The following is a 25,649-nucleotide window of genomic DNA, read 5'->3' on the forward strand; positions in this document are numbered from 1 at the left end:
ATGTTAAAACGCTTAAAAATAATTGGGCTGGTAGCGCTTATGTCGCTACCAGCATTTTCGTGGTCTGATGTTACTATTAAAGTCACGGATCTAAATGGAAAGCCAGTAACTAATGCGGTGGTGTTTCTAAAATCACCCACTATTTTGGCTCAAACCAAACCACTGGAAAGAGTAGAAATTGCTCAACAAAACCGTGCATTTGTTCCCGGTGTTCAAATTGTTACAGTAGGTACAGCAATCGATTTCCCTAATCGTGATGATGTTCGTCATCATGTCTACTCATTCTCTTTAGCGAAAATATTTGAGCTGAAATTGTATGCTGGAAAACCAGAAGATCCGGTGAAGTTTGAGTCTGTTGGTGTGGTGGAGTTAGGGTGTAATATTCATGACAGCATGTTGGGATGGGTATTAGTAAACGATACTTCTGTTTTTGCTAAAACCGATGATGCCGGTTACGTATCTTTCAAAGATCAGAATGAAGGACAATACAAAGTTGATGTATGGCATCGAGATTTTCCTTACGGTGCGCCCTATGAATCTTTCCAGCTTGATAATCAGACAATACAAGAGCATGTATTGAGTTTGAAAACAGAGGGAGTCACGCTTTAATGGGGGCCTTGCTAAACCTTATTCGAGCTCGTTTGTCATTTCGTTTTATTTTTATGACGTTGCTACTGTTAGCGATGCTGCAATCGATTGGTTTTTGGATTGTTCAGGCAACGGTAGAGCGTTATGTTCGAGAAGAAGTGCAGCATTCGATTGCCGTTGCTGAAAGAGTTTGGAATCAATTATTGGTTCAAAATCATCGGCGTCTTGTAGAAGGCGCAGAGCTGCTTGCCTCTGATTTTGGCTTTCGCTCCGCTGTTGCATCTAGAGATGAGAATACTATCTCTTCAGCCCTGGCAAACAGCGCAGGGCGAATTGGTGCCTCGATTGCAATTCTAGTAGACCAACAATGGAATATTAAAGGCTCCTCGTTGCCAGATATGGTCGGCTCTTCGAATACTCATTTTTTGATTAAGTCTCTTTCTGATAAAAGTGTTATGCAAGATGATAATGCTTATTTAACTGCGCTCTATGAAGGCTCCCCAACTCAGTTTGTTGTTGTTCCTGTTCGAGCTCCTCGGGTTATCGGTTATGTATTAATGGGCTTTACGATTGAACGAGATATGATCGCAGAGACCAGTGATTTGGCGGGTATCGATATGGCATTAATGGCCAACAGTAGCTCGAGTGCCGTGAGAGTATTAGCCAGTTCTAGTTTTTTAAAGCAACATTTTTTACAGGACATTCCAGGTGAGTATTTTCTCGAGGATTTATCCTTTGATATGAAGGTAGGTGACGGTACCTATGTTAGCGTGATTCATGGTCAAGAAGTGATTGGTGGTTACATCAGTCTTGCGTTTATGAAATCACTTCAAGAAGCACGACGTCAGTTTGATGAATTATTTGATAAGTTTTTATCTGTCACGCTCGTCGGTCTGTTGATTTTTGGTGTAGCGATTACGTGGTTAAGCCGCCGAGTTGCGCGACCTCTTGAAGTTTTAACCAAAGCGACTGAAGCGTTACAGCAAGGCAACTACGATGCTCTTGTGAGTGGGTCAACTCGTACCGATGAAGTTGGAGTGTTAGCGCGAAGCTTTGATGGCATGCGTACCAGTATTAAGCAACAACAAGAAACCATCACAAATTTAGCGTTCAGTGATTCGTTAACAGGGTTGCCTAACCGTCTTAGCTTTCGTAATAAGGTTGCTCATCACCTAGATAGTGGGCAATATGATTCTCTCAGTATCATCACGATTAACCTCGATCGCTTTAAGCAAGTCAACGATATTTTAGGGTACGAAATGGGGGATGAGATCCTCAAAGCAACTGCCACTCGCTTGCTAGGAATTCACTGTGCTCAACATGATAAATTAGCGCGTGTCAGCGGAGATGAGTTTTCAGTATTGGTTATGCCTGGTGGTGACTCTGCCTTAGAGGTTGCAAAATCTTTGCTAAGTAAACTTAATGAGCCGTTAGAGGTTGATAACAACCAGATTGATCTAAGTGCCAGTATTGGTATTGCCACGTGGCCTGAAGATGCCGTTACGTGTGATGCACTGATTAATGCATCACAAGTGGCGATGTACGCGGCGAAACAACGTACAGAAGATATCGCTGTTTATAAAAGTGAGTTAATTACTTCTACACCGGATAGTTTAAGCTTGTTGTCTGAGTTACGCCAAGCTGTGATTAACAATGAACTGAGGGTGTACCTGCAACCTAAAGTTGCAACCGCGGATAATCAAGTGGTCGCAGCCGAAGCGTTAATTCGTTGGCAACACCCTGAAAAAAACTTGGTGCCACCATTTCGTTTTATACCGTTTGCCGAGCAAACTGGCTATATTCGTGAGATTACCAAATGGATAATTCGTTCATTAGCGAGTCAATGGCATTCATTGCAGACGCAAGATACACCCTTTCGAGTTTCTGTTAATTTATCAACACGAGATCTTATGACTGCTAGCTTTCCTACCTTCCTAGAAGAAACGTTAGCAGAGCATAATGTACCAACGTCTGGTATATGTTTAGAGATAACAGAAAGTGCCATTATGGACGACCCAAACTTTGCTCAAAGAACGTTAGAGAAGTTGTCAGCGATGGGGTTTAGGTTATCGATCGATGATTTTGGTACTGGGTATTCATCATTAGCGTATTTAAAGCGATTGCCAGTGAATGAATTGAAAGTGGACCAATCCTTTGTGTTTGGCATGATTGAAAATAACAGTGATCGTATGATTGTCCAATCTACCATTGATCTTGCTCATAACCTTGGTCTAGATGTGGTAGCAGAGGGCGTGGAAACTGGTGAGATGTACCAAGCTCTGGGTGAACTTGGGTGTGAAGAAGCTCAAGGGTATTTCATTGGTAAGCCAATGCCGATTGATGAATTCTTGGTATGGCGTAAGGAATGGAACCGGTTACACGGCTTAACTTGAGCACTTGTTGTGACAATTTTTTCCATGAGATTATGTAAATCCTATGGATAACGTTTCAAAATCTTGAACTATTGTTTACACAATTATTATAGTGCTCCTATTGGTATCACCATTGGAGTATATATGGCTACTGAATTTGAAAAACAGTTCGTTAATAACATCAAACGTGCACATGTACACGTGGCTTGGGATGGTGATGACTCATCTGACGTACACGTTGTAATTTGGCCTACATGGAGTGGCCTAAGTGACTTTGAAAAAGAATTTGCAGAGGACATCGTTAGTTGGGGGCATACTGCAACAGCAGTCGACCTCTATGGTATTGGCAATAATCCTACGGAACTGCAAGCGAAAGCCGACACAATGATGGCATTAGTGGCAAATAAAGAACCGTTAATCGCTTTGCAAGAAAGTATTTGTGAAGACATCGCTGAGGCACACCCTAATAAGAAGCTTGTCCATGTTGGTTTTTGTCTAGGCGGTCGGCTATCACTGGAGGCAGGGTTGCATATCTCAACGAGTCAAGGTGCTGCCAGTTTTCATGGGTTAATGAACTTCCATCGAGCAAGCTCTATTGACGAGATCAATAAAAACACACAGTTCCTGATATTTAACGGTTACCAAGATCCATTGGTAGATATTGAGACTGCCGAAAGCGCTCGTGAGTATCTAGATGAGCAAGGGCTGGACTGGCAATTTATCGATTTTGGTCAAACTAAGCACTCGTTTATGCTTCCAAGTGCCAACGCGCCTCAAGAGGGTCATGCTTTCAGTCAGAAGGCTAATGCTAGAGCGCGGCATGCTCTGCGTTTTTTCTTAGACGAAGTGTAGCTGTAACTTCTCGACACCTTTCGAAACGCCCTAATGATTTTTTATTAGGGCGTTTTTTTTGTTTTTAGCAAACCAGAACGCCTTAGCCAACGTACAAGTATCAAAGTAAATACATCAAGGAGGTACGTATGTTGGTATTGCATCATTTAGAAAACTCAAGGTCGCAACGAATTGCTTGGGCATTGGAAGTGCTAGGCGTTGATTATGAAGTGAAGACTTACTTACGGACCCCTGACAATGTGGCACCAGACACATTAAAGCGCATACACCCATTGGGGCATGCTCCAGTCCTACAAGACGATGAGATGACTATTGCTGAATCTGGTGCGATTCTCGAATTTTTAACTGACGAATACGATCCAGAAAACCGCTTAAAGCCAGTAGATAAGAAGTCACTACGTGATTACCGATATTGGCTTCATTTTGCCGAAGGTTCATTTATGCCACTGTTGGTGATGATGTTACTGTTTCGAAAAATTCCCAAGCAACCTATGCCATTTTTTGTGCGCCCAGTCGCTAAATCTATTTCAAACAAAGTGGTCTCCAGTTTCATTGAACCAAGATTAAGAGACGTATTAAGCCTCATTGAAGAGCATTTAACTGTAAATCATTGGTTTGCTGGCGATACAGTCAGTGCGGCTGATATGCAAATGAGCTTCCCTATCTTAGCGTTGAGCGCCTCGATGCCTATTGAAGGCTACCCGCATATAGAGCGCTGGTTGGCTGCTGTACGAAAAGATCCTGCTTATCAAAGAGCTGTTGTGAAAGTAGGCGAATTCAAAGTGTTTTAATGTCTATTTTTCAGCCTTTTGCAATGAAAAGAAGGTTATCTCTGCAGGCATAGCTGTTGATAAAGTTTTTTTTGAAGGCGTATTTTATAGCTATAAAAGACTCATCTGTGAACAAGCAGTGGTATATTGAGTGCCATAGTTTAAATATAAAATTATACGTCTGTCAGAGGAACGAGTATGTCTACCATCATGGTATTAAACGGCCCTAATTTAAACCTGTTGGGTCAACGAGAACCCGAGCAATATGGCCATGAAACATTGGCCGATGTTGAAAGGATGTGCCGAGAAGAGGCCTCAAAACATGGCTACGAAATAGACTTTCGTCAGTCAAATCATGAAGGTGTTCTGATAGATGCAATTCACGAAGCGGGTCAATTGATTAAAGTTGGGAAGTTACTAGGCGTTGTGTTTAATCCGGGTGCTTATACACACACTTCGATAGCGTTACATGATGCTATCAAAGGTGCAGAAGTGCCTGTGGTAGAAGTTCATATTTCCAATGTGCATGCCCGAGAAGCGTTCCGGCATCATTCTTATATCTCACCTTGTGCTCTAGGTATTGTGGTAGGTATGGGCGTTCAAGGTTATGTATTAGGCATGCAGGGTTTACTGCATAAGCTAACAAAGTAAGGCCTGATTCCCTAGTCTTTTAACTGGACTAGGGAGGTACTGCTAAGGTTTTCCTGCCTCCGTAACAAGGTCACCGATAGTGAGATAGGCTTCGTTTGCGCCCTCTAAAATATTATTGATAATGCTCGATGCATCATTAATTAGCTGTTCACTCATGGTAACTTGGCTGGTCACACTTTGCATACTGGTGCGGACTTCGCCTACTAAGTTCGTGTTCTTAGTAACCATTTTTTCTATTTCTGACGTTGATGTACTGGTTCGTGCCGCTAAGGTACGCACTTCATCTGCGACAACCGCAAAGCCGCGGCCGTTTTCACCCGCGCGAGCCGCCTCGATTGCAGCGTTAAGCGCCAAAAGATTTGTTTGTTCCGCTATGGCACCAATTGTTGTAACGATCTTGCCAATTTCTTCTGATTGATGATTAAGCTTTTCGACCAACTGTTCAGATTGAGTGACTTGGCTAATGATTAGATTTGAACTGTCGACTGATTGACGTAGCAAATCTGCGCCTTGGGCGGAGTCTTCAGAGGTTTTTCTAGTTGACTGATAAGCCATGTTCGCAGCTTCTTTCACAGACTTCTGACTCTCCACGCGTTCGGTTACATCCGTTGCAACTTTTACAATGCGAACAATCTCACCATCTGGTCCATAAACAGGATTGTAAGTTGCTTCTATCCAAATGTCTGATCCATCTTGGCGCTTACGCTGAAATAGTCCTGTCTTTGTTTGACCTGTTGCGAGTTCCTGCCAGAAGTTAGGGTTTTTCTGATAGAAGTCATCGTGGCAAAAGATTCTGTGATGCTTGCCTTGAATATCTCGTAATGATCTATATCCCATAGCGTTAATGAAATTAAGGTTGGCGGTAATCACGGTGCCATCTGGTTGGAACTCAATCGTAGCATTGGATTTATCGATTGCATTTAGTAAAGCATCTTGAGCTTGAGTTCGGACTTTTTCGCAGGTGATGTCATTGGCAATTTTGAAGACTTTAACCACTTCACCATTATGTTTGAGTGGGAAATAGGTCGCTTCAATCCACAGGTTACTGCCATCTTTTCGACGACGTAAAAACTGACCTTTTTGACTTTTTCCTTCAGAAAGTTGCTTCCAGAATGATGCGTATTCAATGGAGTTTGCTTCTTGAGTCTGGCAAAAAATACGGTGATGCTTACCTTGAATCTCGTCCAAAGAATAGCCAATAGCTTTTAGGAAAAGAGGGTTTGCATCGAGTACAACGCCTTCTGGTGTAAAACTGATGGTGGCGCAGTACTCATTCAGTGAGTTAATAAAATCAGCATTGTCGTCCTTTACAATGCTTGTGTCAGAGGTCGCCTCTGATCTTTTGAATCCGAACATGTCAGATCTCCTCAAGCATGTATCTGTAGCAATTAGATTAATTTATAACCACGACGTGTGTCGTAATGATTTGTTAGATAAATGATGCGCGTATGTATCAAAATAGATTTTCACCTATGGCCTAGTTGACCATTGATGAAAACCATTCGACTAATGGTCAGGGTTGTAGTAACTGTCTAACTGCGCGGCTGTCTCTTTAACAGCTTTACCAAACAATTGCAGTGCCATGGATTCATTAGTATCAGCACGAACGCTTAACCCAACTGCGCTGAGGGTTTCTTTAGTGTTAACTGGTAGTTCTGCTAATTCGCCATCGGCAATTTCACGTGCAACGACGCCTCGGGAAATGATCCATATAGCATCGGTGTGACGGATAAACTCTTTACCGAAAGCATCGGATACCGTATCAATGCGGTCTCTAATACTACTAACGCCTTCCGCCAGTAAGAAGCGGTCCACTGTCGGTCCTGTAATAGATTCTTCAGGCGGATAAAGTACAGTAAAGCGTGTAATTTCAGTTAACTGGAAATCTTTTTTTGTCAGTAAAGGATGATTAGGACGTACCGCAAAGACAATTTGCTCAGAGTATAAATGTTGAAACGAAATACCAGCCATGGCCTCAGGGACACCCATACGACCAACCACCAAGTCTAACTCGCCAACGCGCAGCTGACTCATTAATAAAGAGTTAGGACCAGAGACAAGGTGTAGGCGTACATCAACATTATTGGCACGAAAACGTTTTACGGCTTCGGGTAATACACTGGTAGCAACAGTAGGAAGTACACCGATACTGAGTTTTTGCTGACCCGTTACTAAGGCTTGATTTACCCGCTCAGCACCTTCTCTAAGTGCCGCAACACTGGTGCTGGCGTGCTCGAGAAAAAGGTTTCCGTATTGAGTCAATTCAATGCCTTTTTTGCTACGCTCAAGTAAGCGAACCCCGAGAATTTCTTCTAGCTCTTTCAATTTTTTGGAGACAGCTGGCTGGGTAAGGGAAAGTGCATCAGCGGCTCGTATAACACTACCTTGGCGAATGACTTCTAAAAAGCACTCTAAGTGGCGATACTTGATCCGATTTTCCATCATGCCATGTGACCCTCAACTCAATAATTCAGACGGGCTATATTACACACTGGATTGTAATTCTTGAAAAGATAAATATACGACTTTTGATATAGATAATGGATGTTCTGCTTTTTTCAGTGGCTAAACCTCTCAAATACGTCTGTTGTAAACCGTATTCAAGAGATTTTTTGAAAGAAGAAGAGAATAATATACCGAAAAAGGCATCTTACATGGGGGCGCTAACTGCCTAAATGAGTGTATCGAATGCTTCACGGGTTAGGTTTCGCACACCCTCTATGCCGACAACAATATTGTCTTCAATACGGATTCCACCATGAGACATAAGCTTATCGATTTTCTTGAGATTGCATCCATGGTTGGGCTGCTGGGCTTTAAGTTTTTCAATCAACATGGGAATGAAGTACAAACCTGGTTCTATGGTAATCACCATATTAGGGCATAAATCACGAGTCAGTCGTAGGAAAGGGCTGTCAGCAGGGGGATTTTGTAGTGTGCCTGTTGCATCGAGCTGACGTCCACCCACATCATGTACTTGAAGGCCTAAGAAATGCCCTAAACCATGAGGATAAAAGTGGTGGGGGATTTGCTTAGCCAACTGCTCCTCAATGCTGAGTGAGCAAAGGTCATGCTGTTTTAGCAGGTGGGCAACACCATGCAGTGTTTTTTGATGCAGTTCTACAAACGCAATGCCGGCAACTGCTTGGCTAGCAATGGATTGCTGCAGTGTGTCCATATCTTGAAGTAAGGCGCTGAAGTCATCATTGAGCGATGTCGTAGTGCGGGTAATATCGCTGGCGTAGCCCTGGTAACTTGCTCCCGCATCGACCAGTAATGTCAAAGGGCGGAACGGGCGCTGGGAAGATTTTTGCTCATAGTGCAAAACCGCTGCGTGTTCATTGATGCCAACAATGTTTGGGTACGGTGTGCCGATGGCATCTTGTTGTGTGGCGTCAAGGTAAGCAAGATGGGTTTGAAGCTCGCTGGCACCTGATAAAAAAGCCTGCTGAGCGGCAAGATGGCCTTTCGCTGCAATTTGGTTTGCAGCTTCTAAGCATGCGATTTCGTAATCTGTTTTGATTGCACGGTCATAGTTCAGCCATGTCATTAAGTCATGGCGGTGGGTCAGAGAACCGATTGCATCTGGGCCAATGAAGGCACTGTTGCTTGAAAGTGATTGCACCCAGCTATCATCGTTGACTGGAGTAATTCGCCAGTGAGATTGCCATTCGCCTTCGGGGATGGCATTGGACATATGCCAAAAATCTTGCTGCGCTGGCCAAATTAACTCTGGCTTATCTTGCTTGATGACAATAAAACTGCCCGCAGGCAATGCAAAAGGAAGCCACTGTTGAGCCGCCGCAAAGGGCTTAAAAGGGTGGGCGTTATCGTCTTCAAAGTAGTGACTTAATGAACCTGCACTTACCACGATGGTGTCCAGTTGAAATTGACTGATCGCAATGCGATAGCGCTGTAGTAATGTTTCTAAATGTCGAATGTACAAAGCATTATCCATAGTGTTGTTCACTTTATTTAATCCTTAGGGCTCAACTGGACATGATATGTTCAGCTTAGCGATTAATTGGGTCTGAACTCTTTATAAGCAGACGCCATCGAATCTATTGTATTGGCATGTTTAGAATGGTTATGTAATTCACTTCGTCGGGCGTTTGGCGAGGAGACGTTTCATACACTTCTAGGCTCATGCGTTGTTTAGCATGTTTGTAACCATGTAGTCTGCTGTAAGTATGCAGGACATGCCAAGCCAGCCACAGATGTTGATAACTGCCTTGATATTTAAGACCAACGTATTGACCCTTAAATGTTATTTTCTCCGGCTGTGCCTCACAGGGGCTAAAGCATTGAATGGGAATACCGAGTTTTCCGACAAAATAGTGCTGACTAAGGTTTGCGGCCTCATAAAGCGCAAAACGAGGGCCTGCTGGCGGATTATCAGGGCCTAATGCTGTATTTAAGTCGCGAAAGCCTTGTTCCATTTTCATCGACATAGGGCGGTCACTCACGATGAACGGGCGTGTAACAGCGTCGACGTTTTGCAGGGTACGAGAGCCTTGTACGTCAAAGTGAATCGCTTCATCGTGAGAGGATGGCATGCGCGCTTTTAAGCGAATCAGCAATAAACGCATGTCAGAGTGTAATTGTTTAAGTTCTGTACTTTGGCGATAGCGATGCCAAAAATTGAGTTCACTGCTGGCAGTAACGGTTAATAACGATTGTTGGTCTTCAGTTTGAGTAAGTTCAACTTGAACCTGAATGGGGTTCAAATAAAAGTGATCCGACGTCACATAAAAACGAATTAATTTTAGGTCGTTACCCTGCTCTATATGGCAAGAAAGTGTGCCTAAATGTTGGCCTTTGAGCTGGATCAAAGCACCGTTCAAGGAGTGACTGTTACTTTGGTTTACCAGTACTGATGCACTTTCGTCATACAGTCCCCACGGCAACCAGCTCGGCCAAAACTCTAATTGCAAAGTATGCTCTTGCAACGAGTCAACGGGAGAGGTTAGTAATGTCGAGTGATGTACGTAAAGGTATTTTTGCGTAAATAAAACATAGCCAGCTACAAAGAGTAGCATCACGGCGATTATGATAAGCCCAATGATCACGGTCTTGCGCTCCTTACTGCCTCGTTACTGCGGACAGAAGTGAAATCCATTCGGTTCTTTAATGTCCCTAAAATTGGAGAAAAAGGCAAATCCTATGATTAATATAGTAAGATTTAGGGTATGAGAGCAACTGTTAAGGGGAAAGCCATGCAGACGCAAAAGGTGTTAGTGTGGGATTGGCCTGTCAGGCTGATGCACTGGCTATTGGCATTATTATTTACTGGGCTGATCATCACTGGAAAAAGTGATGGCGATTTTATGGAGTTACATTTTTACTTTGGCTATGGTCTATCTGCCGTCATTATCGCTCGTGTGATCTATGGTTTTATCGGGTCGGACTTCGCCAGATTTAAACAATTTTTATACCATCCAGTGGACATAATTAACTACAGTAAAACTTTACTACTGGGAAAGGGAAAAGAGTACTTAGGTCATAATCCAGTTGGTGGCGTTATGGTAATTTTGTTGTTGCTGGCTTTGACGGTGCAGTGGGGAAGTGGTTTATTTAGCAGCGACGAAATTTTTTGGTTTGGACCTTTTTATGGTTCTGTCTCAGATGAGATGACCGCTCAATTAGGCAGTATCCATCATTTTTTACCTAATGTTCTATTGGCATTGGTGGCCTTACATATCTTGGCTGTGTTGTACCATGAAGTGCGTTTCAAAGAGCGTTTAGTCGCAGCCATGTTGCACGGTAAAAAGCCACATAGTGGTGAGTCTATAGAGACGATACAAACACCGCGGGTAGGCGTAGTGTTGTCATTAGGCTTAGGGTTGGCATGGCTGGCTTGGTTGTGGAATATCCCAGTATAAGAAAAAATCAGTGATGCAGCTTAAGCTGCATCACTGTCGCCATAGATCTCATCTTTGTTGTAATCAATAGCATCATCACTGGTACGGTAGTCTTCGCCATTATCGTCAACATAAGAGCTTTCATCCGGCTCGATTACCAAATCTTCAAGTACATCAGAGTCTGACTTGTTGCCTGCTTTAGATGTATTTTCATTGTTCGGCTTTTTAGGTGCTTTCTTGCGTTTATTTCCGAACGCTTCAAGCACATCGTCTTTGTTTTCGGCTAAGTACATCGCTAGCTTAGCAGTCAATTTTTCATCGTCTACAACGCCGCTGGACAGCAGTAAATCTTCTAAGCTTTCTGCAGTTTCCAATAGCTTGTCATAGTGATCTGCTTCCGCTTTAGAGGAGAAGGTCATCTTTTCAACACCATTGCGTTCAACAACATATTTAATTACGACAGGCATAAATCGCACCTCATTTAGAATACTGTATAAATATACAGATAATAATTTAGGCTTGTCTAGTATTTTGTTTGGCTAATAGCAGGGACATTGGTAAAGTGGCGACAAATTAAGAGGGCTTAAAGAAATTATGTTTGGCGTTGAGTGGTCTGAAATTAATTGGTCGGTGTTAACGGACAATTTTGAATACATAGCTACGTTATTTTGGATATTAGGCGTTGTGCTTATTGGTCGTTATGTCAAACGACTACTGCGCGCCAATGAAAAGCTCGATGTTGATCGCAAGCGTCGCCGATTAAATACTGTCGATAATGTGTTTAACCTACTTATCGTGATTGGTCTGGTGATGATTTGGTCAGCGGAGTTGCAAGACATTGCCATTTCCATTGCCGCGTTTATGGTCGCATTAGTCATAGCCACGAAAGAATTTATTTCATGTATTGTTGGTGCTTTTTATAAGGCCAGCACACGGCCTTATACGGTAGGGGATTGGGTACGCATCGGTCACTACGATGGAGAGGTCACCGACAGCGATTGGTTGTCTACCACCTTGTTTGAAGTAGACTTTAAAGGCGGCAGCTACGCCTACACTGGCCGGACAACCGTTGTGCCAAACAGTGTATTGCTGACCAACTCGGTGCAAAACTTAAACTACATGCGTCGTTATATTGAACATACCTTTTCGATTTCTAGACTGACAGACGACGTAAATTTGTTTGAAATAAAAGAACCGATCCTTGCCAAAATAAAAGAATACAGTGAACACTTTCGTGAAGTGGCGATTCGATATAACCATTTGATCGAAAAACGCTTGGATATCAAAATAGCTGGTCCTGAACCGACAGTAAGGGTTCGTACGACGATTGAAGGCTATAACGTGTTTACCGTCTCTCTGTTTTGTCCAACACAGGAAGCGGCAGAGATAGAGCAAAAAGTTACCGAAGACTTTATGCGTATTTGGTTTGATAAAAAGCGTCAATTGTAGGAGGCGCGAACATGATGAAGAAAAAGCTTATGTGGCTAGCGGGCTTGGCGGTGACAGTGATGTTGTCCGGTTGCTCGGATATGAGTGTGACCGAAGAAGAGTTAAACCATGAAGTCGCGCAGCGTTTGCAAACGTCTCAGCCAGATATTATTCAGCTGACACTAGAAGATTCTACGTTAAACCTTGATCTATTGATCAAACAAGCCAAAATTGACCTTACCCAGCGTGATGGTGGGTTGGTGATGGTCGATATGAAAACCGACATTCGCGGAACATTGAATGTATTTGGTCAAGACATGAGTATGAAAGCTCAGCTCGATCCCTCGTTCGAGTCGGGACTGCGTATTGAAGAAGACCGTGTGTATTTAGTCGGCGCCAAGTTGACCCAAGTAACGGTTCAGGGCTCTAGCATCAGTGATCAAATGTTGCGTAATACGCTCGGCTCACTGCACGATGAGTTTGAAAAAGCACTGGCAGATTACTTTAATACTCACCCTGTGTATGTGCTTGACCATGATGCGATGGAAAAAGCCGCCGCGAGAATGGTGAAGAATATCGTCATTACTGATGACAGCATTGAATTTATGATTTTTTAGGTAACAAGTGCCGTTTAAGTTAGCATGGCACTCTTTTTAGAAATGAGGATACTCTATGTCTATTGCAGACAACACAGTAGTGCAATTCCACTACACACTTCGTGAAGGCGATACGCTAATTGAAACATCGGCTGGCAATGATCCTTTGGCGTACTTACATGGCCACGGCAACATCATTCCTGGCCTTGAAAAAGCCATGCTGGGTAAATCAGCAGGTGATGAGTTTGAAGTCACTGTGCCATGTAGTGAAGGTTACGGCGAGCGTCAGGACGACAAAACTCAACAAATCCCTGTGAAGCACCTACACGGTGCTAAAAAGTGGAAGCCTGGTATGGTTGCCACCGTTCGCACTGACCAAGGTGCACGTCAAGTGACTATTGTTAAAGCAGGTCTGAAGCACGCGACAGTAGACCTAAACCACCCATTGGCAGGTAAAGAGCTTACGTTCTCTGTACAAGTTATCGACACGCGTGAAGCGACTGAAGAGGAAGTTTCTCATGGTCATGCCCACGGTGTAGGCGGTCATCACCACTAAGTTCTGATCACATTGCTGTCGGTTTTTTATTGATCGACAGCAATGATCCCCATCTTGTTATGTTGTTCCCCCTTCTTTTAGAACACCTCAATATTTCGTTTAAAACGCGTAAAAAGCCCCTATCTTTGCGCTAAAAATCGTTTTCCCTATTTTTTGAACACATCTAAAACGTTATAAAGCAGTATTAATAATCGATTCGTGACTTGACAAGTCTAGACTTCAATGATTAATTGATAATTATTATCATTTGCATCGAGGGTGTTTCATCATGACTTCTCATATCGTTCCGTTTTCTGTAATCGAACAAACCATCAAACGTGGCGTGGCGGCTGACTCACCAAAAGTGTTGTTTCAGTATCTAGATACCAGTGAAGCTTATGCCGAGCAGATTGGTATTTCAGATGCATACGACCTGTTCAAGCGAGTGTATCAAGTCTTATTAGAAACTGTGTGTGATGCCTCTGTGCCAATGCACTGGCGTGAACTATGCTTAGATACGATCCATCGACCATTAATGCAATTAAAACGATTTGTGATCACCGAACAAGATGCCTTGGAGTACTTTCGTCTAGAACATGAACTGCGTGCGTTAAGTCACTACTTCATGTCAAGCAAGCAGAGTTAGGAGTTAACCAATGAACACCAGAATTGAAGCCGACAGCATGGGCGAATTAAATGTCCCTGAAGATGCGCTATACGGCGCGCAAACCCAGCGAGCAATTAATAATTTCCCTGTCAGTGGGCAATCACTTCCAGAGCCTTTTATTCGAGCATTGATACAGCTGAAGCAGGCTGCGGCCCGTGCCAACCAATCTTTAGATTGTGTGACTGAAGAAATGTCTTCGGCGATTGATCAGGCTTGTAGCGAACTGTTGCAGCAACCCAATCTAATGCAGCATTTCCCTGTGGATGTGTTTCAAACAGGGTCTGGTACCAGCTCCAATATGAACGCCAATGAAGTCATTGCGACACTCGCTAGCCGTAAGCTGGGCGACAAAGTAGGGCCTAACGACCATGTGAACTTTGGTCAAAGTAGTAATGATATTATTCCCAGTACAATACATGCGAGTGCCGCCATTGAGGTCAGCAAACGCTTACTTCCAGCATTACGCCATTTACAAAGTGAGATACACACAAAAGGTCAAGCACTGAAAGGTTACACCAAAACGGGTCGTACTCATTTAATGGATGCGATGCCAGTGCGCTTTGATCAAACCTTTAATGGCTGGGCGGCGCAGCTGCAAGACAACATTGATAATCTAAATGCCTTACTCCCTAAAGTCACTAAGCTAGCTCAAGGGGGCACCGCCGTTGGTACAGGTATCAACGCCCATCCAGATTTTTCGACCAAAATTTGCCAAGAGCTATCCGCCATTACCGAAGTGACGTTTTCACCTGCAGACGACTACTTTGCTCTAATTGGTTCGCAAGATACCGCCGTAGCATTATCAGGGGTGTTAAAAACGATCGCCGTCACCTACACGAAAATCGCTAACGATTTACGTTGGATGAACTCTGGTCCGCTCGCTGGGCTAGGGGAGATCACTCTTGAAGCACTTCAACCAGGGTCATCCATCATGCCCGGTAAAGTAAACCCCGTTATTCCCGAAGCTACGGTAATGGTAGCGGCGCAAGTGATGGGCAACGATGCCACCATCACAGTTGCAGGGCAATCGGGCAACTTTGAGTTGAATGTTATGCTTCCCGTGATCGCCAGCAACTTATTAAGTAGCATTCAGCTACTAACTAATAGTGGGCACTTACTTGCAGATAAAGCCATTGCCACTTTGACCGTGAATGAAGAAAAGTTAAATGAAGCGCTGGCTAAAAATCCAATCTTAGTCACCGCATTGAATCCGATCATCGGCTATGCAAAAGCCGCAGAAATCGCCAAAAAAGCATACCAAGAAAAACGCCCAGTGATTGATGTCGCAGCGCAAGAAACGGAACTAAGCCATGAAGAGCTCGAAGGTTTATTAGATCCCGCCAAACTGACCAAAGGTGGTTTATAGCGACACATTATTGCTAGACAAAGCGAGTCGGCCCCATCAAGGAAGATGGCATGGACTGGGAGAACTTTCTCCCAGTCCATTTTTGCTTTAGGAGACTAAGCCCATTTTGCTCGTAGCTTAGGAATAGACAGTAGCACTAATACATCGACTAAAACGATCACTGCCATGCCAATGGTTGCCATCGGCATCAGTAATGAAATGGGTAGCAGTAGCCAAACCGCATGTTGCCAGCGCTTTAGGTTTTTAGGCATTGGGGGGGCAGACAGATCCAGCGCATTGCTAGGGCGACGTTTCCACCACATCACCACACCAGAGACACACATTAGAATCACGGCCAAACAGAACACCGTGCAGGCGACTAAGTTCCAGACACCAAACTGTCCCATGTGCAAGGCAATGCCAAAGGCCATAGACTTCGCAAACCAGTTGTAATCCATAAAGCCAACATCGGCGATCCCCGAGCCTGAATAACGATCCAGATGTACCGTTCGATCATCCAACGCGTTGTTGATATCGCGTCCCATTGTGCTGGCTGTTGCGGTAAAAACGCCTTGATCGCCACGCGGGAAATGCACTTGGAAACGAGTGAACCCCATTTCTTTAGCATCGTTCACCACACGGTCCAATGTCACCGTGTGATCACCCAATGCGGATGACTCAGGCAAAGGGGACTGCTCAAGGTTCCAAGGGATTTGCTTCACGCCCTCTGGGTTTAAGTCGTTGTGCGTCAGTGTTGAAGACACGTTTTTAGCGCTTTTTTCGGTCGGAAATGTGCTCCATGCCTGTACCAATTTACCGCCCCAGACACTGGCCCAAGATAACCCCGAGATGCAGAAGAAAAGTAAAATAACAGCGATCCAAACACCGGTCACACTGTGCAGGTTGCGCCACATGGAGCGGCCTTTACCACGTACCGTCGTAGCCGCACGCCACTTTGATTGCCCTTTATTTGGCCACCACATGTACACGCCGGTTAGGATCAACAAAATAGTAAAACTGATGGCAATCTCAATTAACCAATCACCGGTTAAGCCAATCATGAAGGTACCGTGGGTATCGTCCGCCCATGCGTAAAGCGAGTGGCTGACAGTTAAGTCACCCAGTACTTCGCCCTGATAAGGATCGACAAAAACAGAGCGTGTGTCATCGTCCATTTTCACTTGAAAGCGAGTGGCGTCGGTTGCGGAATCCGACACATAAACACGTTGGATTTGATCTGCTGGGTATTGATCCGCGACCAACTGATACTGCTGTTCATAGCTCAGTGGCGTATCAGTGACTTGATCAACATAGTACAAATCTGAGTGTTGCATGCGCTCAACAATCGGCGCAAACAGCATCATTAAACCAGTGATGGAGAGCATAATTAAAAACGGAGTGACGTATAGACCGGCGAAGAAGTGCCAGCGCCATACAGAGCGGTAAAAGTCCTTAGAACCAAACATTAGAATTCCTGCAATTATTCGGGCATACAAAGTTGATGCCCCGACAATTGTCAGGGCATCATGCTAGTTTTTGATCTTCACTTAACGCAAGGAATGCAGGAGGCGCACGGGCTTGAGTGGTGCGGGTTGGACGTGTTTGCGGTGTTTTAGACGATTTAGTCGGTTGGTCTACAACTTTTTGATGGACATGGAGCGCCAGCGCAGTGGTGGCGGTGTCTATAAAGAAATGCGTACAGGGGCAAGAATGGGAACTACTATGCTGACTCGCTTGAGAGTCTGGTTGTGTCTCTTGCTGTAGGTCGGACGTGTAAACAAAATAGGTCTCGACGCCTTGAGTGGTACAAAGCTCGATCCGTTGCACACCTGACTGACCAATACCGTTCACTAGCGGTACAGCAAAGTACGCTAGCCAGCAGAGGATCAAGAAAAAGTGAGTGCGTTGTTTCACAGTCAGCCGCTTTGTAAAATAAAAAGTGGCGTGACTTTACTGAAACTTTAAGCAAGCGACAAGCTAAAAATGCTTATTTAGCGACATGCGTCAGTCTAAATCATCGAAACGAATTTGTACTTTTGGCTGCTTCGACTTCTCGGCTTCGGGCAGCTTTAGCGGCTCAACGATCTTTTCCAAACCGTTAATCTTCACCTCCAACGCCAGCTGCAACCAACGGCCTAACTTACCCTCCGGCCAACCTTTATGGTTAAACCAAAGTAAATACTCCTCGGGTAAATCCACGATCAAACGACCCTCGTACTTCCCGAATGGCATCTTCTGACGCGCAATATCCAGCAAATCTTGTTTCTCAATCATAACCCAAACCACTCCCTAACAAGCCGCAAATATTACCACACAAAACCCCTGTAAGACCTCGCTGCGCGAGGGAATCGTACGACCCGATTCCATCGGGGATCACTCGTGCCAAATCTAAATAAATCATCAATGTGCCAAGCTATTTAGCTTCGGCATCTCAACCTGCATTGATGCTTCATTCCATGGCATTTAATTCGCTTGCGCAATCCTCGTGCCTCGGCCACGACAGCGCGAATCAAACGCATGGGAATGAGCCAACAGCCTCGCCGTGCGAGGGACTAACTACAGCCAGTTGAATTACCAAGGGGCTTTACGCCTTTTTCCTCAGTAAAAAGTGATAGAACGGCTGTGCGTCATGCTGCCATGGGACAATGACAGTTAGCGGTTGCCTCTCTGGTCAAATCACGCTACAAAAGGGTACATTAAGAACCAACATAGCGGCGATCAAAGATGATCTGAAGCGGTATAGTCCAACAGACTCTGATGTTTAGCGAGTTATTTAACAGGGAAGTCCCACCATGAAAAAAGCAAATCCCCTATATAGACAACGCAGCCGTTCAACAGTGGGTTATAGTCGCAGCAACGCTGCCGTATAACCCTTAATTGTTAAGTGAAGCAGGAGTTCAGCTTGGTGCCACATTCGGACAAAAAAGAAATGGATGACGAAATTAGCAGGCTTATTGATTCAAAATCAAGGTTGGATCATAGAATATTGCTTACGTTACTGGTATTAGGTGTCTTAGTTGTTGTTATTTCTTGTTTTGGTATATTTAAGCCAGTTCATGATGCACCAGAAGTTTGGTTTCAACGTAGTGGGTCTATAGCGGTTTTTATAGCACTATTAGTTGAATATAATGTGCAAAAAAACAAAAATTTTCTTGCCGACTGTAAACCTAGTGACTTTAAATTTTGGAAAACTAATCATCAATATAATTTTCATAAATTACACATATACTCAATTTCTTTAGGTGTAATTGGAACAATTATATGGGGCTATGGTGATTTACTTTATAAAGCTTTCATATAACAAGTTACTCAAACGGACGCTAAACAGTTGGCTAGCACTCGTTCCTCGTACATTTTAGCCAACTATTTCGCGCCACTTAGTAAGGTGTTATAAGTAAGCTGCTTTTGGAGCTTAAGTTTAATGTCTGAAAAAGAAAAAATGTTAGCAGGTAGGCTTTATGATCCAAGCGATGAAGAGTTATTAAAGCTTAGATTGAACGCTAGGTTGTTAACTGAAGCGTTAAATACTACGTCTGTTGAGTTTCACCAAAAGCGTGTTGAAATAGTGAAGCATTTATTTGGCTCTACAGGTAACACTATTCACATTGAGTCTTCTTTCAATTGTGACTACGGCTTTAACATTCATGTTGGTGATAATTTCTACGCTAATTTCGGCTGTGTGGTTTTAGATGTTGCTCAAGTAACGTTTGGTAAGAACTGTTTACTTGGACCTCAAGTTGGAATTTATACGGCGACACACCCTTTAGACCCAACCGAGAGGAGCAGTGGTTTAGAGTTAGCAAAGCCAATCACTTTGGGTGACAATTGTTGGGTTGGTGGCCATGCGGTTATCAACCCTGGTGTGACCCTTGGCAACAATGTGGTGGTAGCCTCTGGTACAGTGGTAACGAAGAGTTTTGGAGACAACGTGGTGATTGGTGGTAACCCGGCGAAAGTGTTAAAAGACATCGTCGCTGAGCCATAATTACGCATAACAAAGCATTTGATAGTGATCTCCAACACATGGCATTGTGGCATTTTCAGTCCTTCGCTTTAGATTATTCTAGAAGCGTGTTCACCTCATTAGTACTTCGCTAAAATCCTAAAGGAGTTAAGATGTCTCTTATCGCTAACACACCGAAACCGCCGTACTACGCGGTGATTTTTACATCTCATAGAACGGATGATGGTAACGGTTACAACCAAATGGCGGATCGAATGGTTGAGTTAGCGTCAAAGCAGCCAGGTTTTCTAGGCATAGAGTCTGCGCGAGAAGAAGTCGGTATTACTGTATCGTACTGGTCTGATCTTGAGTCTATTAAACAGTGGAAAGCCAATGCCGAGCATCAAGAAGCCCAAAGGCTGGGTCATGAAAAATGGTATTCATCATTTAAAACACGAATATCAAAAGTAGAGCGTGACTACGGCATTTAAAAGCCAAATCCATACGATTATTAGTCCTTTAATATCATTTCCAAAGTCCTGATTCTTGGGGCTATCCATACAGAATACCTAATTAGAAAAAGAGAGTTTTTCTCTTTCTTTATGACAAAGCTTTAAAGCTCTCTGTCACTGTATCCCATTTTGTGAGCAGACCTTTCGCTTGATTTGGGTCGTCGAAATTCCATCTGTTTTTGGCGCGTAGATCACCTCAATACCTAATAGGGCTAATGTCTGTTCTAGTTTCTGCCAGCGTTCGGAGCCTTGCCACTCGATGCCACAAACGACTGTTTTAATGTTTAATGAGTCTATCCACTCAGCAGCGGCTTGGGTTTGCGCCATGGGGGCGGCAACAATATGACTTTCATCGACAATGGCGAGTGCTGTGATTAGATTGCGTCGCTGCGTCTCATTCATAATGGGTGCGTAGCCTTTGCTTTGCAGGCAAAAGCTGTCAGGCGCAATACCCACCACTAGAGCTTCTCCCTGTTGACGAGCAAACTCTAGGTAGCGTAAATGGCCTTCATGCATCAGGTCGAAATATCCTAGGGCTAATACTCGTTTTTGGTTACTGTACTGGGTATGCAGCGTATTAAGCTGTCGGCTTATCAGGCTAAGCACAGTGTCTTGAGGTTTATGGCTACGAAGTACCTCGAGAATACGTATTGCTCTTGCTGTATTTCCTCGAAGCCATTGAGCATATAAACGCGAGTAGCCGTAGCAATAGGATAACCAAGAAAACTGCCGAAGATTGTGGGCACAAACAATGGTGTCGAAATCCCCATCCGGAGTACGCCAATTTTCACCATATAAGGCAGTTAGAACGTGATCAGGTCGGCTCAAGTGCCACACTTCTCCTGCAGGGGTAGAGCGATTTGAGAGTGCGATTTTTGGAAAGAAGGTAATACGATTCCAATGAAAGGGTATTCCTTCTACCCATAGGCCACACATGGTTTCGCCGCTGGCGTTATCAGTGCCAAAACCGCATAAATCCAGTGCGATGCCGGTTTTCTGATGCCTAAAACAGCGCGGATTCATTAAATCATAGGAGCGAGACGCCTCATTCCAGCCGTGCTCGGTCAATACCTGAATAGCTTTATCCATTTGCAGCCAATCCAGCCCAACGTCCAAGTCTTTGTCATTGGCAAGCAAGCTCCCTTCACGCTCTAAGCCTAAAAGCGTTCCGGCACAAGCAAAGGCATATACGCCATGTCGTTTTAATAAAGACAATGTTTGCCACAGCAGCTCTTCACCTTGTTCTTGCGTAAACGGCGCTGCAGAGAAAGAAGTTTGTGAAGGCTGCCAATCTTGTTCTGTCTGAATAGAAAGGAGCGTTAATGCAGTATGAAAAGCCGTGGCTGCTTGAGGTAGCTGTTTTGCCTGCTGCAAGCATTGCCCAAGGACATGGAAAATTTGATGTGAGTGGGGGACTTGAGTCACAAGCTCCTGTAAAGCAGGAATCCATTGCTGACCTTTTCCATCCAGTACGGCAATCTGTGCCAAATAAACTGGCGCCATCACCAGCTCAGGGGAAGAGGTTTTGACTTGCTTAAGTAGCGTCTTAGCTTCAGCGTATTGCCCTGCATGAAAATGCTTGATGGCAGTGTTGAGTTGATTAAGTGGGGACATAGCGTTCCAGTAAGGTTATATACTCGTCTGATTATCTGTGAAAAGGTCTGTTTTAAGATTGAAATGATTGATGATAAAAGAAAAATAATACTTTGTGCGATTTTGGCTATTTTTTAACGGAAAGGTTATATCAATAATGCAGACATTAAACGTTTTCGAATTAAGCGTGCTTGAATAAGAGAAATAGCAAAATAGTTGGCTATTTTCACTTTACGATATTAAACAGTTCCAATGCTTCTAATCGTTAATACACGGTAACTGCCAATAACATAGACACTTTTACTTCGCATCGAACCGCTGGGCTAAGGTCTTAGCTGAAGACATCTTTGGTTGGAAAGTGATGCTAATCACACCACACTATGGCTATAACACGCTATTTTTGGCTTAATGAAGGCTCTGAAATTAGGTTTAGGATAGTTGCATTTTATGGTGCAAAACGCGGATGCCAGTAAGTCAGTGACATGTCGCCATTGTGGTTTAAACACGCTGGTGCCTATTCTGTCGCCTAAACAAAAAGCCCATTGTCCCCGTTGTGATCATATTCTGACATCATTCACGTCCAACTGGGTTGATAAGGTGTTAGCTCTCAGCCTTTCGGCAATGCTTTTATTGATCCTGTCCTTAAGCTTTTATTTTTTATCGTTTGATGTGAATGGCATGAAAACGTCCGTCACATTGATCTCTGTGGTCGATGCCATGGAGGATCAAGGTTACCTAGCGTTGGCTGTGTTGATTTTTATACTGTGTATTATCTTGCCCATTGGCGTTATTTCAATGCTGTTGTTCTGGATGTTGGCTATCAAGTTTGGGTTTGGGGTACGCGCGGCGCAAGCTCAGGTCAAGCTATGCTTTGCGTTTCTTAAATGGTGTATGCCGGAAGTCTTTATTGTCAGTGCGTTAGTCAGTATGGTTAAGCTGGTGACCATAGCTGAAGTTGAGATCGGCCCTGGGCTTTATTTCTACGGAGCATTTATTGTCGTCTATGTGCTTATATTGCAGCTTTTAGATCGACATCAAGTTGAAATAGCTTTGCTTGAAGCCTCTTTACCGCCTAAGCCAGTACAAACTCAGCAACGTTTGCAGTGGATTTGGGCATTGTTGATTACTTCTGTGCTTTTATATCTTCCCGCAAATCTATTACCGATTATGACAACACGTTTTTTAGGGGATGATGACCCTTCTACCATCGTCGGGGGGGTAATTACACTGTGGCAGAATAAGTCGTATTTCATTGCCATAGTGATTTTTTTTACCAGTGTTTTAGTACCTATATTTAAAATTTTAGCCTTAGCGTATTTAAGTTATTCAGTACGAGCTTCTTATGCTTACAATGTAAAACAACGCTCATTACTTTATCGAGTGACGGAATTTATGGGGCGTTGGTCCATGATCGATGTCTTTGTGGTGGCTATTTTGGCTGGATTAGTGCGATTAGGGAGTACGATGAGTGTGTATCCAGGCCCTGCGGTAGTGGCCTTTTGTGCTGTAGTAATTTTGACCATGATGGCAGCGATGTCATTTGATAGCAGAATGTTGTGGGATGAACAATCATGAGTGTTTCGCAGGAAAGTAGTGGCGAAAAAACAACCCCCGCGGTTGTGAAAAGTACCCAGAAGGTTTCGAAAATATGGTTGATCCCGATCATTACTCTATTGTTCGGTGCTTGGTTTGTTCTTCAAGATATCAAAAGCCAAGGGGTCTCTATCGAGATAGAGTTCGATACGGCATCTGGTCTTGAAGAAGGAAAAACTGAGATCCGGATACGCGATGTTGTCATGGGGCGAGTGGATAATATTCGTTTAAGTGAAGATTCATCAAATGTGCTCGTGACGGCGAAGATGAATGAGGGGGCGAATAAATTTCTACGCTCAGACACACGTTTTTGGGTCGTTTCTCCTAAAATTTCCTTGGCGGGAGTGTCTGGCTTACAGACCTTAGTTTCAGGTGCCTATATTGATATGTCTCCAGGTTTAGAGGGCGAACCTAAAACTGAGTTTAAAGCGTTAAAAGAGCCTCCAGTGACACCGATCGGTACACCTGGTGTGCGGGTGCATTTGACAAGTGAAGAGACGTTTACAGCTCAAGTTGGCGACCCTATGATGTATCGAGGTTTATCGGTAGGTCGTATTGAGACAGTGGATTATGACTTAGAAGCACAGCAAGCAAAGTACAGTGCTTTTATTGTGGCGCCGTTTGATCAGTTGATTACTGCAAACACACGCTTTTGGAATTCCAGTGGTATCGAAGTGCAGCTCGGTGCCGATGGCGTAGGCTTAACGACATCCAATCTTGAGTCACTTTTGATTGGCGGCATTACTTTTGATGAGCCTAAAGGGATGCCTTCGAAAGGGCCTTTGAAAGACGATCATGTCTTTGAGATTTATCCTTCTAAGAAGAGTGCGGATGACCACCGGTATTCGGAAAAAGTGTATTACATTTTAATGGTTGAAAGCTCTGTCCGAGGCTTAGAAAAAGGCGCCCCTGTGGAGTATCGGGGTTTGAAAGTTGGCCAAGTTGAAGCCATTAATTTTGAGATCGAGGAGATGGAGCGCGCTTTGAGTGCAGACGCGTATAAAATTCCTGTATTGATCTCGGTTCAACCTGCGTTGGTTAACTTAGACGACACACCATCCGGTAAAGAGAAAATCTCAAAACAAATCTCTACATGGGTAGATCGCGGACTGAGAGCCTCCCTTAAAACCGGTAATCTATTAACGGGTGCGGTGTTTGTCGACTTACAGCATTACGATAATGTCGCCAGCGAAAGCTTAGGCAGTCGGCAAGGTTTTGCTGTTATTCCGACGGTACCAGATCAGATTGTACAGTTCGCCGATCAGCTTAATGCCACGATGGATAAGATCAATGCCTTACCGATTAAAGGCATGGCGCAGGATTTACGCACACTGCTTCAAGATTTGGCCCGTAGCACCAAAGCATTTAACGAGACCAGTAGCTCGCTGACGACTAAGCTCGACGAGTTAGATATGCGCGGTATTAATGGCACGCTTAACAGTCTGAATGATTTGTTATCATCCCTTGCTAAGGATGACCAAGGCCTGTCGTCGGTCAACCAAACGATGGTGGAAGTGCAAGAAGCGATTCGCGAGTTGAAGCCGTTGCTACAAAAAATGAACAGTGCGCCGAACAGTCTTATTTTCAAAAGTAAGGTCGCGCCTGATATTGAGCCACGAGGAGTGAATCGATGAGAATTGCAGTATGGCTGCTATGTGTACTGGCGTTGAGTGGATGCTCTACGACGACTTTAGAGCCACCTAAGTATTATGTGCTCAGTGTAGCGCCCAGTACTCTTATAGATCGGGAAGAAGATTCAATTCAGGTAACGCTGGATAACATTAAGCTGGCTGGGTATTTGCAAAGCTCGAATATGGTGTTGCAGGTGTCTGATCATGAATTGTTTTTCTCCAGCAATCACCTTTGGGCAGAATCACTCAAGGTTGGCATTGAAAAAACGTTAGCCCAACACGTCTCGCTGACATCGACGGGTGAAACCTCGCCCATATATTTAGACATTGTGATTGATTATTTTCATACCATTGATCAAGACTCGGTCATTTTAGCCGGTAGCTTTGCCTTAAGAGAGGCGAGTAAACCTGTCAAAAGACAATCTTTCTCGTTAAGCGAACCGCTTAGTCGTTCAGGTTATCACTATTCGGTGTCGGTTATGTCCGATTTAGTAGATCAGTTAGGACGTGACATCAGTCAACAGGTAGAGGAATACAAAAGCTCCGACATCAGTGCCACTGATATATAAATCGATAGGAAATGAAGCGAGCTACTAATTTCCTAGATAGTATACTGAACAAGTGATGGCGGTGCTGGTGTTCGGTTATCCCTGAAAGTCCTATGATTAATTTTGAAGCTCTCCAAGTCATTGCCAATTTTGGGGCATGACAA

At 43.9% G+C, this 25,649-nt stretch carries 26 protein-coding genes; 17 read left to right on the forward strand and 9 right to left on the reverse strand.

The features are described from left to right. From AYW75_RS04050 to aroQ, 5 genes are all read left to right on the forward strand, one after another. Entirely contained in the window at positions 1-609 is a 609-nt protein-coding gene (locus AYW75_RS04050) for a methylamine utilization protein (protein ID WP_067095739.1), read from the forward strand. Then, a complete protein-coding gene (locus tag AYW75_RS04055; RefSeq protein WP_067095742.1) occupies positions 609-2,981 on the forward strand; it encodes a bifunctional diguanylate cyclase/phosphodiesterase in 2,373 nt (790 codons plus the stop codon). Before AYW75_RS04050 ends, AYW75_RS04055 begins: the two co-directional genes overlap by 1 nt. A 123-nt stretch (positions 2,982-3,104) precedes the next feature. After that, complete coding sequence (locus AYW75_RS04060; protein WP_067095745.1) at positions 3,105-3,812, forward strand: dienelactone hydrolase family protein; 708 nt, start codon at positions 3,105-3,107, stop codon at positions 3,810-3,812. A 128-nt stretch (positions 3,813-3,940) separates the two neighbouring features. Beyond that, a complete protein-coding gene (locus AYW75_RS04065) occupies positions 3,941-4,603 on the forward strand; it encodes a glutathione S-transferase family protein (protein ID WP_067095748.1) in 663 nt (220 codons plus the stop codon). A 177-nt stretch (positions 4,604-4,780) separates the two neighbouring features. Then, the gene (gene aroQ / locus AYW75_RS04070) at positions 4,781-5,233 is read left to right on the forward strand and encodes a type II 3-dehydroquinate dehydratase (RefSeq protein WP_067095751.1); all 453 of its coding nucleotides are present in this window, start codon (positions 4,781-4,783) and stop codon (positions 5,231-5,233) included. A gap of 42 nt (positions 5,234-5,275) precedes the next feature. Here the strand turns inward: aroQ and AYW75_RS04075 are convergent, their stop codons facing one another. The 4 genes from AYW75_RS04075 to AYW75_RS04090 form a co-directional block, all read right to left on the reverse strand. Then, positions 5,276-6,589 (reverse strand): methyl-accepting chemotaxis protein, encoded by a 1,314-nt coding sequence (locus AYW75_RS04075; protein ID WP_067095754.1) that lies wholly within the window; start codon positions 6,587-6,589, stop codon positions 5,276-5,278. A gap of 150 nt (positions 6,590-6,739) precedes the next feature. Further along, a complete protein-coding gene (gene pcaQ / locus AYW75_RS04080; RefSeq protein WP_067095756.1) occupies positions 6,740-7,678 on the reverse strand; it encodes a pca operon transcription factor PcaQ in 939 nt (312 codons plus the stop codon). A gap of 226 nt (positions 7,679-7,904) precedes the next feature. After that, a complete protein-coding gene (pepQ, locus tag AYW75_RS04085) occupies positions 7,905-9,203 on the reverse strand; it encodes a Xaa-Pro dipeptidase (protein WP_231886138.1) in 1,299 nt (432 codons plus the stop codon). 91 nt (positions 9,204-9,294) lie between these two features. Then, the gene (locus tag AYW75_RS04090) at positions 9,295-10,302 is read right to left on the reverse strand and encodes a hypothetical protein (protein WP_067095762.1); all 1,008 of its coding nucleotides are present in this window, start codon (positions 10,300-10,302) and stop codon (positions 9,295-9,297) included. 147 nt (positions 10,303-10,449) lie between these two features. On the opposite strand from AYW75_RS04090, the gene AYW75_RS04095 reads away from it, so the two are divergent. Beyond that, complete coding sequence (locus AYW75_RS04095; RefSeq protein ID WP_156490804.1) at positions 10,450-11,115, forward strand: cytochrome b/b6 domain-containing protein; 666 nt, start codon at positions 10,450-10,452, stop codon at positions 11,113-11,115. 20 nt (positions 11,116-11,135) lie between these two features. Here the strand turns inward: AYW75_RS04095 and AYW75_RS19205 are convergent, their stop codons facing one another. Then, positions 11,136-11,561, reverse strand: coding sequence for a YebG family protein (locus AYW75_RS19205; RefSeq protein ID WP_067095766.1), 426 nt, complete (start codon positions 11,559-11,561; stop codon positions 11,136-11,138). Positions 11,562-11,688: 127 nt separating this feature from the next. Between AYW75_RS19205 and AYW75_RS04105 the strand changes: the two genes are divergently transcribed. From AYW75_RS04105 to AYW75_RS04125, 5 genes are all read left to right on the forward strand, one after another. Then, the gene (locus AYW75_RS04105) at positions 11,689-12,543 is read left to right on the forward strand and encodes a mechanosensitive ion channel family protein (protein WP_067095769.1); all 855 of its coding nucleotides are present in this window, start codon (positions 11,689-11,691) and stop codon (positions 12,541-12,543) included. An 11-nt stretch (positions 12,544-12,554) separates the two neighbouring features. Continuing rightward, positions 12,555-13,139 (forward strand): DUF1439 domain-containing protein, encoded by a 585-nt coding sequence (locus AYW75_RS04110; RefSeq protein WP_067095771.1) that lies wholly within the window; start codon positions 12,555-12,557, stop codon positions 13,137-13,139. A 55-nt stretch (positions 13,140-13,194) separates the two neighbouring features. Next, positions 13,195-13,674, forward strand: a complete 480-nt coding sequence (locus AYW75_RS04115; RefSeq protein ID WP_067095774.1) for an FKBP-type peptidyl-prolyl cis-trans isomerase — start codon at positions 13,195-13,197, stop codon at positions 13,672-13,674. A gap of 268 nt (positions 13,675-13,942) precedes the next feature. Continuing rightward, positions 13,943-14,299, forward strand: a complete 357-nt coding sequence (locus AYW75_RS04120) for a hypothetical protein (protein ID WP_067095776.1) — start codon at positions 13,943-13,945, stop codon at positions 14,297-14,299. Between the two features lie 10 nt (positions 14,300-14,309). Further along, the gene (locus tag AYW75_RS04125) at positions 14,310-15,686 is read left to right on the forward strand and encodes a class II fumarate hydratase (protein WP_067095778.1); all 1,377 of its coding nucleotides are present in this window, start codon (positions 14,310-14,312) and stop codon (positions 15,684-15,686) included. Between the two features lie 95 nt (positions 15,687-15,781). Here AYW75_RS04125 and AYW75_RS04130 read toward each other — a convergent pair whose 3' ends face one another. The 3 genes from AYW75_RS04130 to AYW75_RS04140 form a co-directional block, all read right to left on the reverse strand. Then, complete coding sequence (locus AYW75_RS04130) at positions 15,782-17,131, reverse strand: PepSY-associated TM helix domain-containing protein (RefSeq protein ID WP_067095781.1); 1,350 nt, start codon at positions 17,129-17,131, stop codon at positions 15,782-15,784. A gap of 58 nt (positions 17,132-17,189) precedes the next feature. Continuing rightward, positions 17,190-17,579, reverse strand: coding sequence for a DUF2946 family protein (locus AYW75_RS04135; protein WP_067095784.1), 390 nt, complete (start codon positions 17,577-17,579; stop codon positions 17,190-17,192). 90 nt (positions 17,580-17,669) lie between these two features. Then, positions 17,670-17,939 carry a DUF3820 family protein gene (locus AYW75_RS04140; RefSeq protein ID WP_067095787.1) on the reverse strand — a complete coding sequence of 90 codons (270 nt, stop codon included), beginning with the start codon at positions 17,937-17,939 and terminating at the stop codon, positions 17,670-17,672. Positions 17,940-18,570: 631 nt separating this feature from the next. Here AYW75_RS04140 and AYW75_RS04145 point away from each other — a divergent pair. The 3 genes from AYW75_RS04145 to AYW75_RS04155 all read left to right on the forward strand — a co-directional run bounded on the left by AYW75_RS04145 (position 18,571) and on the right by AYW75_RS04155 (position 20,099). After that, positions 18,571-18,966 carry a hypothetical protein gene (locus AYW75_RS04145; RefSeq protein ID WP_067095790.1) on the forward strand — a complete coding sequence of 132 codons (396 nt, stop codon included), beginning with the start codon at positions 18,571-18,573 and terminating at the stop codon, positions 18,964-18,966. Positions 18,967-19,086: 120 nt separating this feature from the next. Further along, the gene (locus tag AYW75_RS04150) at positions 19,087-19,650 is read left to right on the forward strand and encodes a sugar O-acetyltransferase (protein ID WP_067095792.1); all 564 of its coding nucleotides are present in this window, start codon (positions 19,087-19,089) and stop codon (positions 19,648-19,650) included. Positions 19,651-19,781: 131 nt separating this feature from the next. Next, positions 19,782-20,099, forward strand: coding sequence for an antibiotic biosynthesis monooxygenase family protein (locus tag AYW75_RS04155; RefSeq protein ID WP_067095795.1), 318 nt, complete (start codon positions 19,782-19,784; stop codon positions 20,097-20,099). A gap of 135 nt (positions 20,100-20,234) precedes the next feature. On the opposite strand, the gene AYW75_RS04160 is transcribed toward AYW75_RS04155, so the two are convergent. Next, positions 20,235-21,734, reverse strand: a complete 1,500-nt coding sequence (locus AYW75_RS04160; RefSeq protein ID WP_067095798.1) for an adenylyltransferase/cytidyltransferase family protein — start codon at positions 21,732-21,734, stop codon at positions 20,235-20,237. 426 nt (positions 21,735-22,160) lie between these two features. Between AYW75_RS04160 and AYW75_RS18965 the strand changes: the two genes are divergently transcribed. Genes AYW75_RS18965 through AYW75_RS04175 form a run of 3 tightly spaced genes read left to right on the forward strand, consistent with a single transcriptional unit; the run spans position 22,161 to position 25,506 of the window. Continuing rightward, positions 22,161-23,288: a paraquat-inducible protein A gene (locus AYW75_RS18965; protein ID WP_082856382.1), complete on the forward strand. Its 1,128-nt coding sequence runs from the start codon at positions 22,161-22,163 to the stop codon at positions 23,286-23,288. Continuing rightward, positions 23,285-24,940 carry an intermembrane transport protein PqiB gene (pqiB, locus tag AYW75_RS04170; protein ID WP_067095802.1) on the forward strand — a complete coding sequence of 552 codons (1,656 nt, stop codon included), beginning with the start codon at positions 23,285-23,287 and terminating at the stop codon, positions 24,938-24,940. The genes AYW75_RS18965 and pqiB overlap by 4 nt, the downstream gene beginning before the upstream one ends. Next, positions 24,937-25,506, forward strand: coding sequence for a PqiC family protein (locus AYW75_RS04175; RefSeq protein ID WP_067095804.1), 570 nt, complete (start codon positions 24,937-24,939; stop codon positions 25,504-25,506). The genes pqiB and AYW75_RS04175 overlap by 4 nt, the downstream gene beginning before the upstream one ends. The last annotated feature ends 143 nt before the right edge of the window (positions 25,507-25,649 follow it).

This window comes from Marinomonas atlantica (genome assembly GCF_001639725.1).
GTDB classification, from domain to species: Bacteria; Pseudomonadota; Gammaproteobacteria; order Pseudomonadales; family Marinomonadaceae; genus Marinomonas; species Marinomonas atlantica.

Bases quoted from the DNA above. Each gene is read 5' to 3' on its own strand.
- AYW75_RS04105 (WP_067095769.1), top strand. From the start codon at position 11,689: ATGTTTGGCGTTGAGTGGTCTGAAATTAATTGGTCGGTGTTAACGGAC.
- AYW75_RS04095 (WP_156490804.1), top strand. From the start codon at position 10,450: ATGCAGACGCAAAAGGTGTTAGTGTGGGATTGGCCTGTCAGGCTGATG.
- AYW75_RS04175 (WP_067095804.1), top strand. From the start codon at position 24,937: ATGAGAATTGCAGTATGGCTGCTATGTGTACTGGCGTTGAGTGGATGC.
- AYW75_RS04120 (WP_067095776.1), top strand. From the start codon at position 13,943: ATGACTTCTCATATCGTTCCGTTTTCTGTAATCGAACAAACCATCAAA.
- AYW75_RS04110 (WP_067095771.1), top strand. From the start codon at position 12,555: ATGATGAAGAAAAAGCTTATGTGGCTAGCGGGCTTGGCGGTGACAGTG.
- AYW75_RS04155 (WP_067095795.1), top strand. From the start codon at position 19,782: ATGTCTCTTATCGCTAACACACCGAAACCGCCGTACTACGCGGTGATT.
- AYW75_RS04050 (WP_067095739.1), top strand. From the start codon at position 1: ATGTTAAAACGCTTAAAAATAATTGGGCTGGTAGCGCTTATGTCGCTA.
- pqiB (WP_067095802.1), top strand. From the start codon at position 23,285: ATGAGTGTTTCGCAGGAAAGTAGTGGCGAAAAAACAACCCCCGCGGTT.
- AYW75_RS04140 (WP_067095787.1), bottom strand. From the start codon at position 17,939: ATGATTGAGAAACAAGATTTGCTGGATATTGCGCGTCAGAAGATGCCA.
- AYW75_RS04130 (WP_067095781.1), bottom strand. From the start codon at position 17,131: ATGTTTGGTTCTAAGGACTTTTACCGCTCTGTATGGCGCTGGCACTTC.
- AYW75_RS04115 (WP_067095774.1), top strand. From the start codon at position 13,195: ATGTCTATTGCAGACAACACAGTAGTGCAATTCCACTACACACTTCGT.
- AYW75_RS18965 (WP_082856382.1), top strand. From the start codon at position 22,161: ATGGTGCAAAACGCGGATGCCAGTAAGTCAGTGACATGTCGCCATTGT.
- AYW75_RS04065 (WP_067095748.1), top strand. From the start codon at position 3,941: ATGTTGGTATTGCATCATTTAGAAAACTCAAGGTCGCAACGAATTGCT.
- AYW75_RS04160 (WP_067095798.1), bottom strand. From the start codon at position 21,734: ATGTCCCCACTTAATCAACTCAACACTGCCATCAAGCATTTTCATGCA.
- AYW75_RS04125 (WP_067095778.1), top strand. From the start codon at position 14,310: ATGAACACCAGAATTGAAGCCGACAGCATGGGCGAATTAAATGTCCCT.
- AYW75_RS04075 (WP_067095754.1), bottom strand. From the start codon at position 6,589: ATGTTCGGATTCAAAAGATCAGAGGCGACCTCTGACACAAGCATTGTA.
- AYW75_RS04060 (WP_067095745.1), top strand. From the start codon at position 3,105: ATGGCTACTGAATTTGAAAAACAGTTCGTTAATAACATCAAACGTGCA.
- AYW75_RS19205 (WP_067095766.1), bottom strand. From the start codon at position 11,561: ATGCCTGTCGTAATTAAATATGTTGTTGAACGCAATGGTGTTGAAAAG.
- AYW75_RS04150 (WP_067095792.1), top strand. From the start codon at position 19,087: ATGTCTGAAAAAGAAAAAATGTTAGCAGGTAGGCTTTATGATCCAAGC.
- pcaQ (WP_067095756.1), bottom strand. From the start codon at position 7,678: ATGATGGAAAATCGGATCAAGTATCGCCACTTAGAGTGCTTTTTAGAA.
- aroQ (WP_067095751.1), top strand. From the start codon at position 4,781: ATGTCTACCATCATGGTATTAAACGGCCCTAATTTAAACCTGTTGGGT.
- AYW75_RS04055 (WP_067095742.1), top strand. From the start codon at position 609: ATGGGGGCCTTGCTAAACCTTATTCGAGCTCGTTTGTCATTTCGTTTT.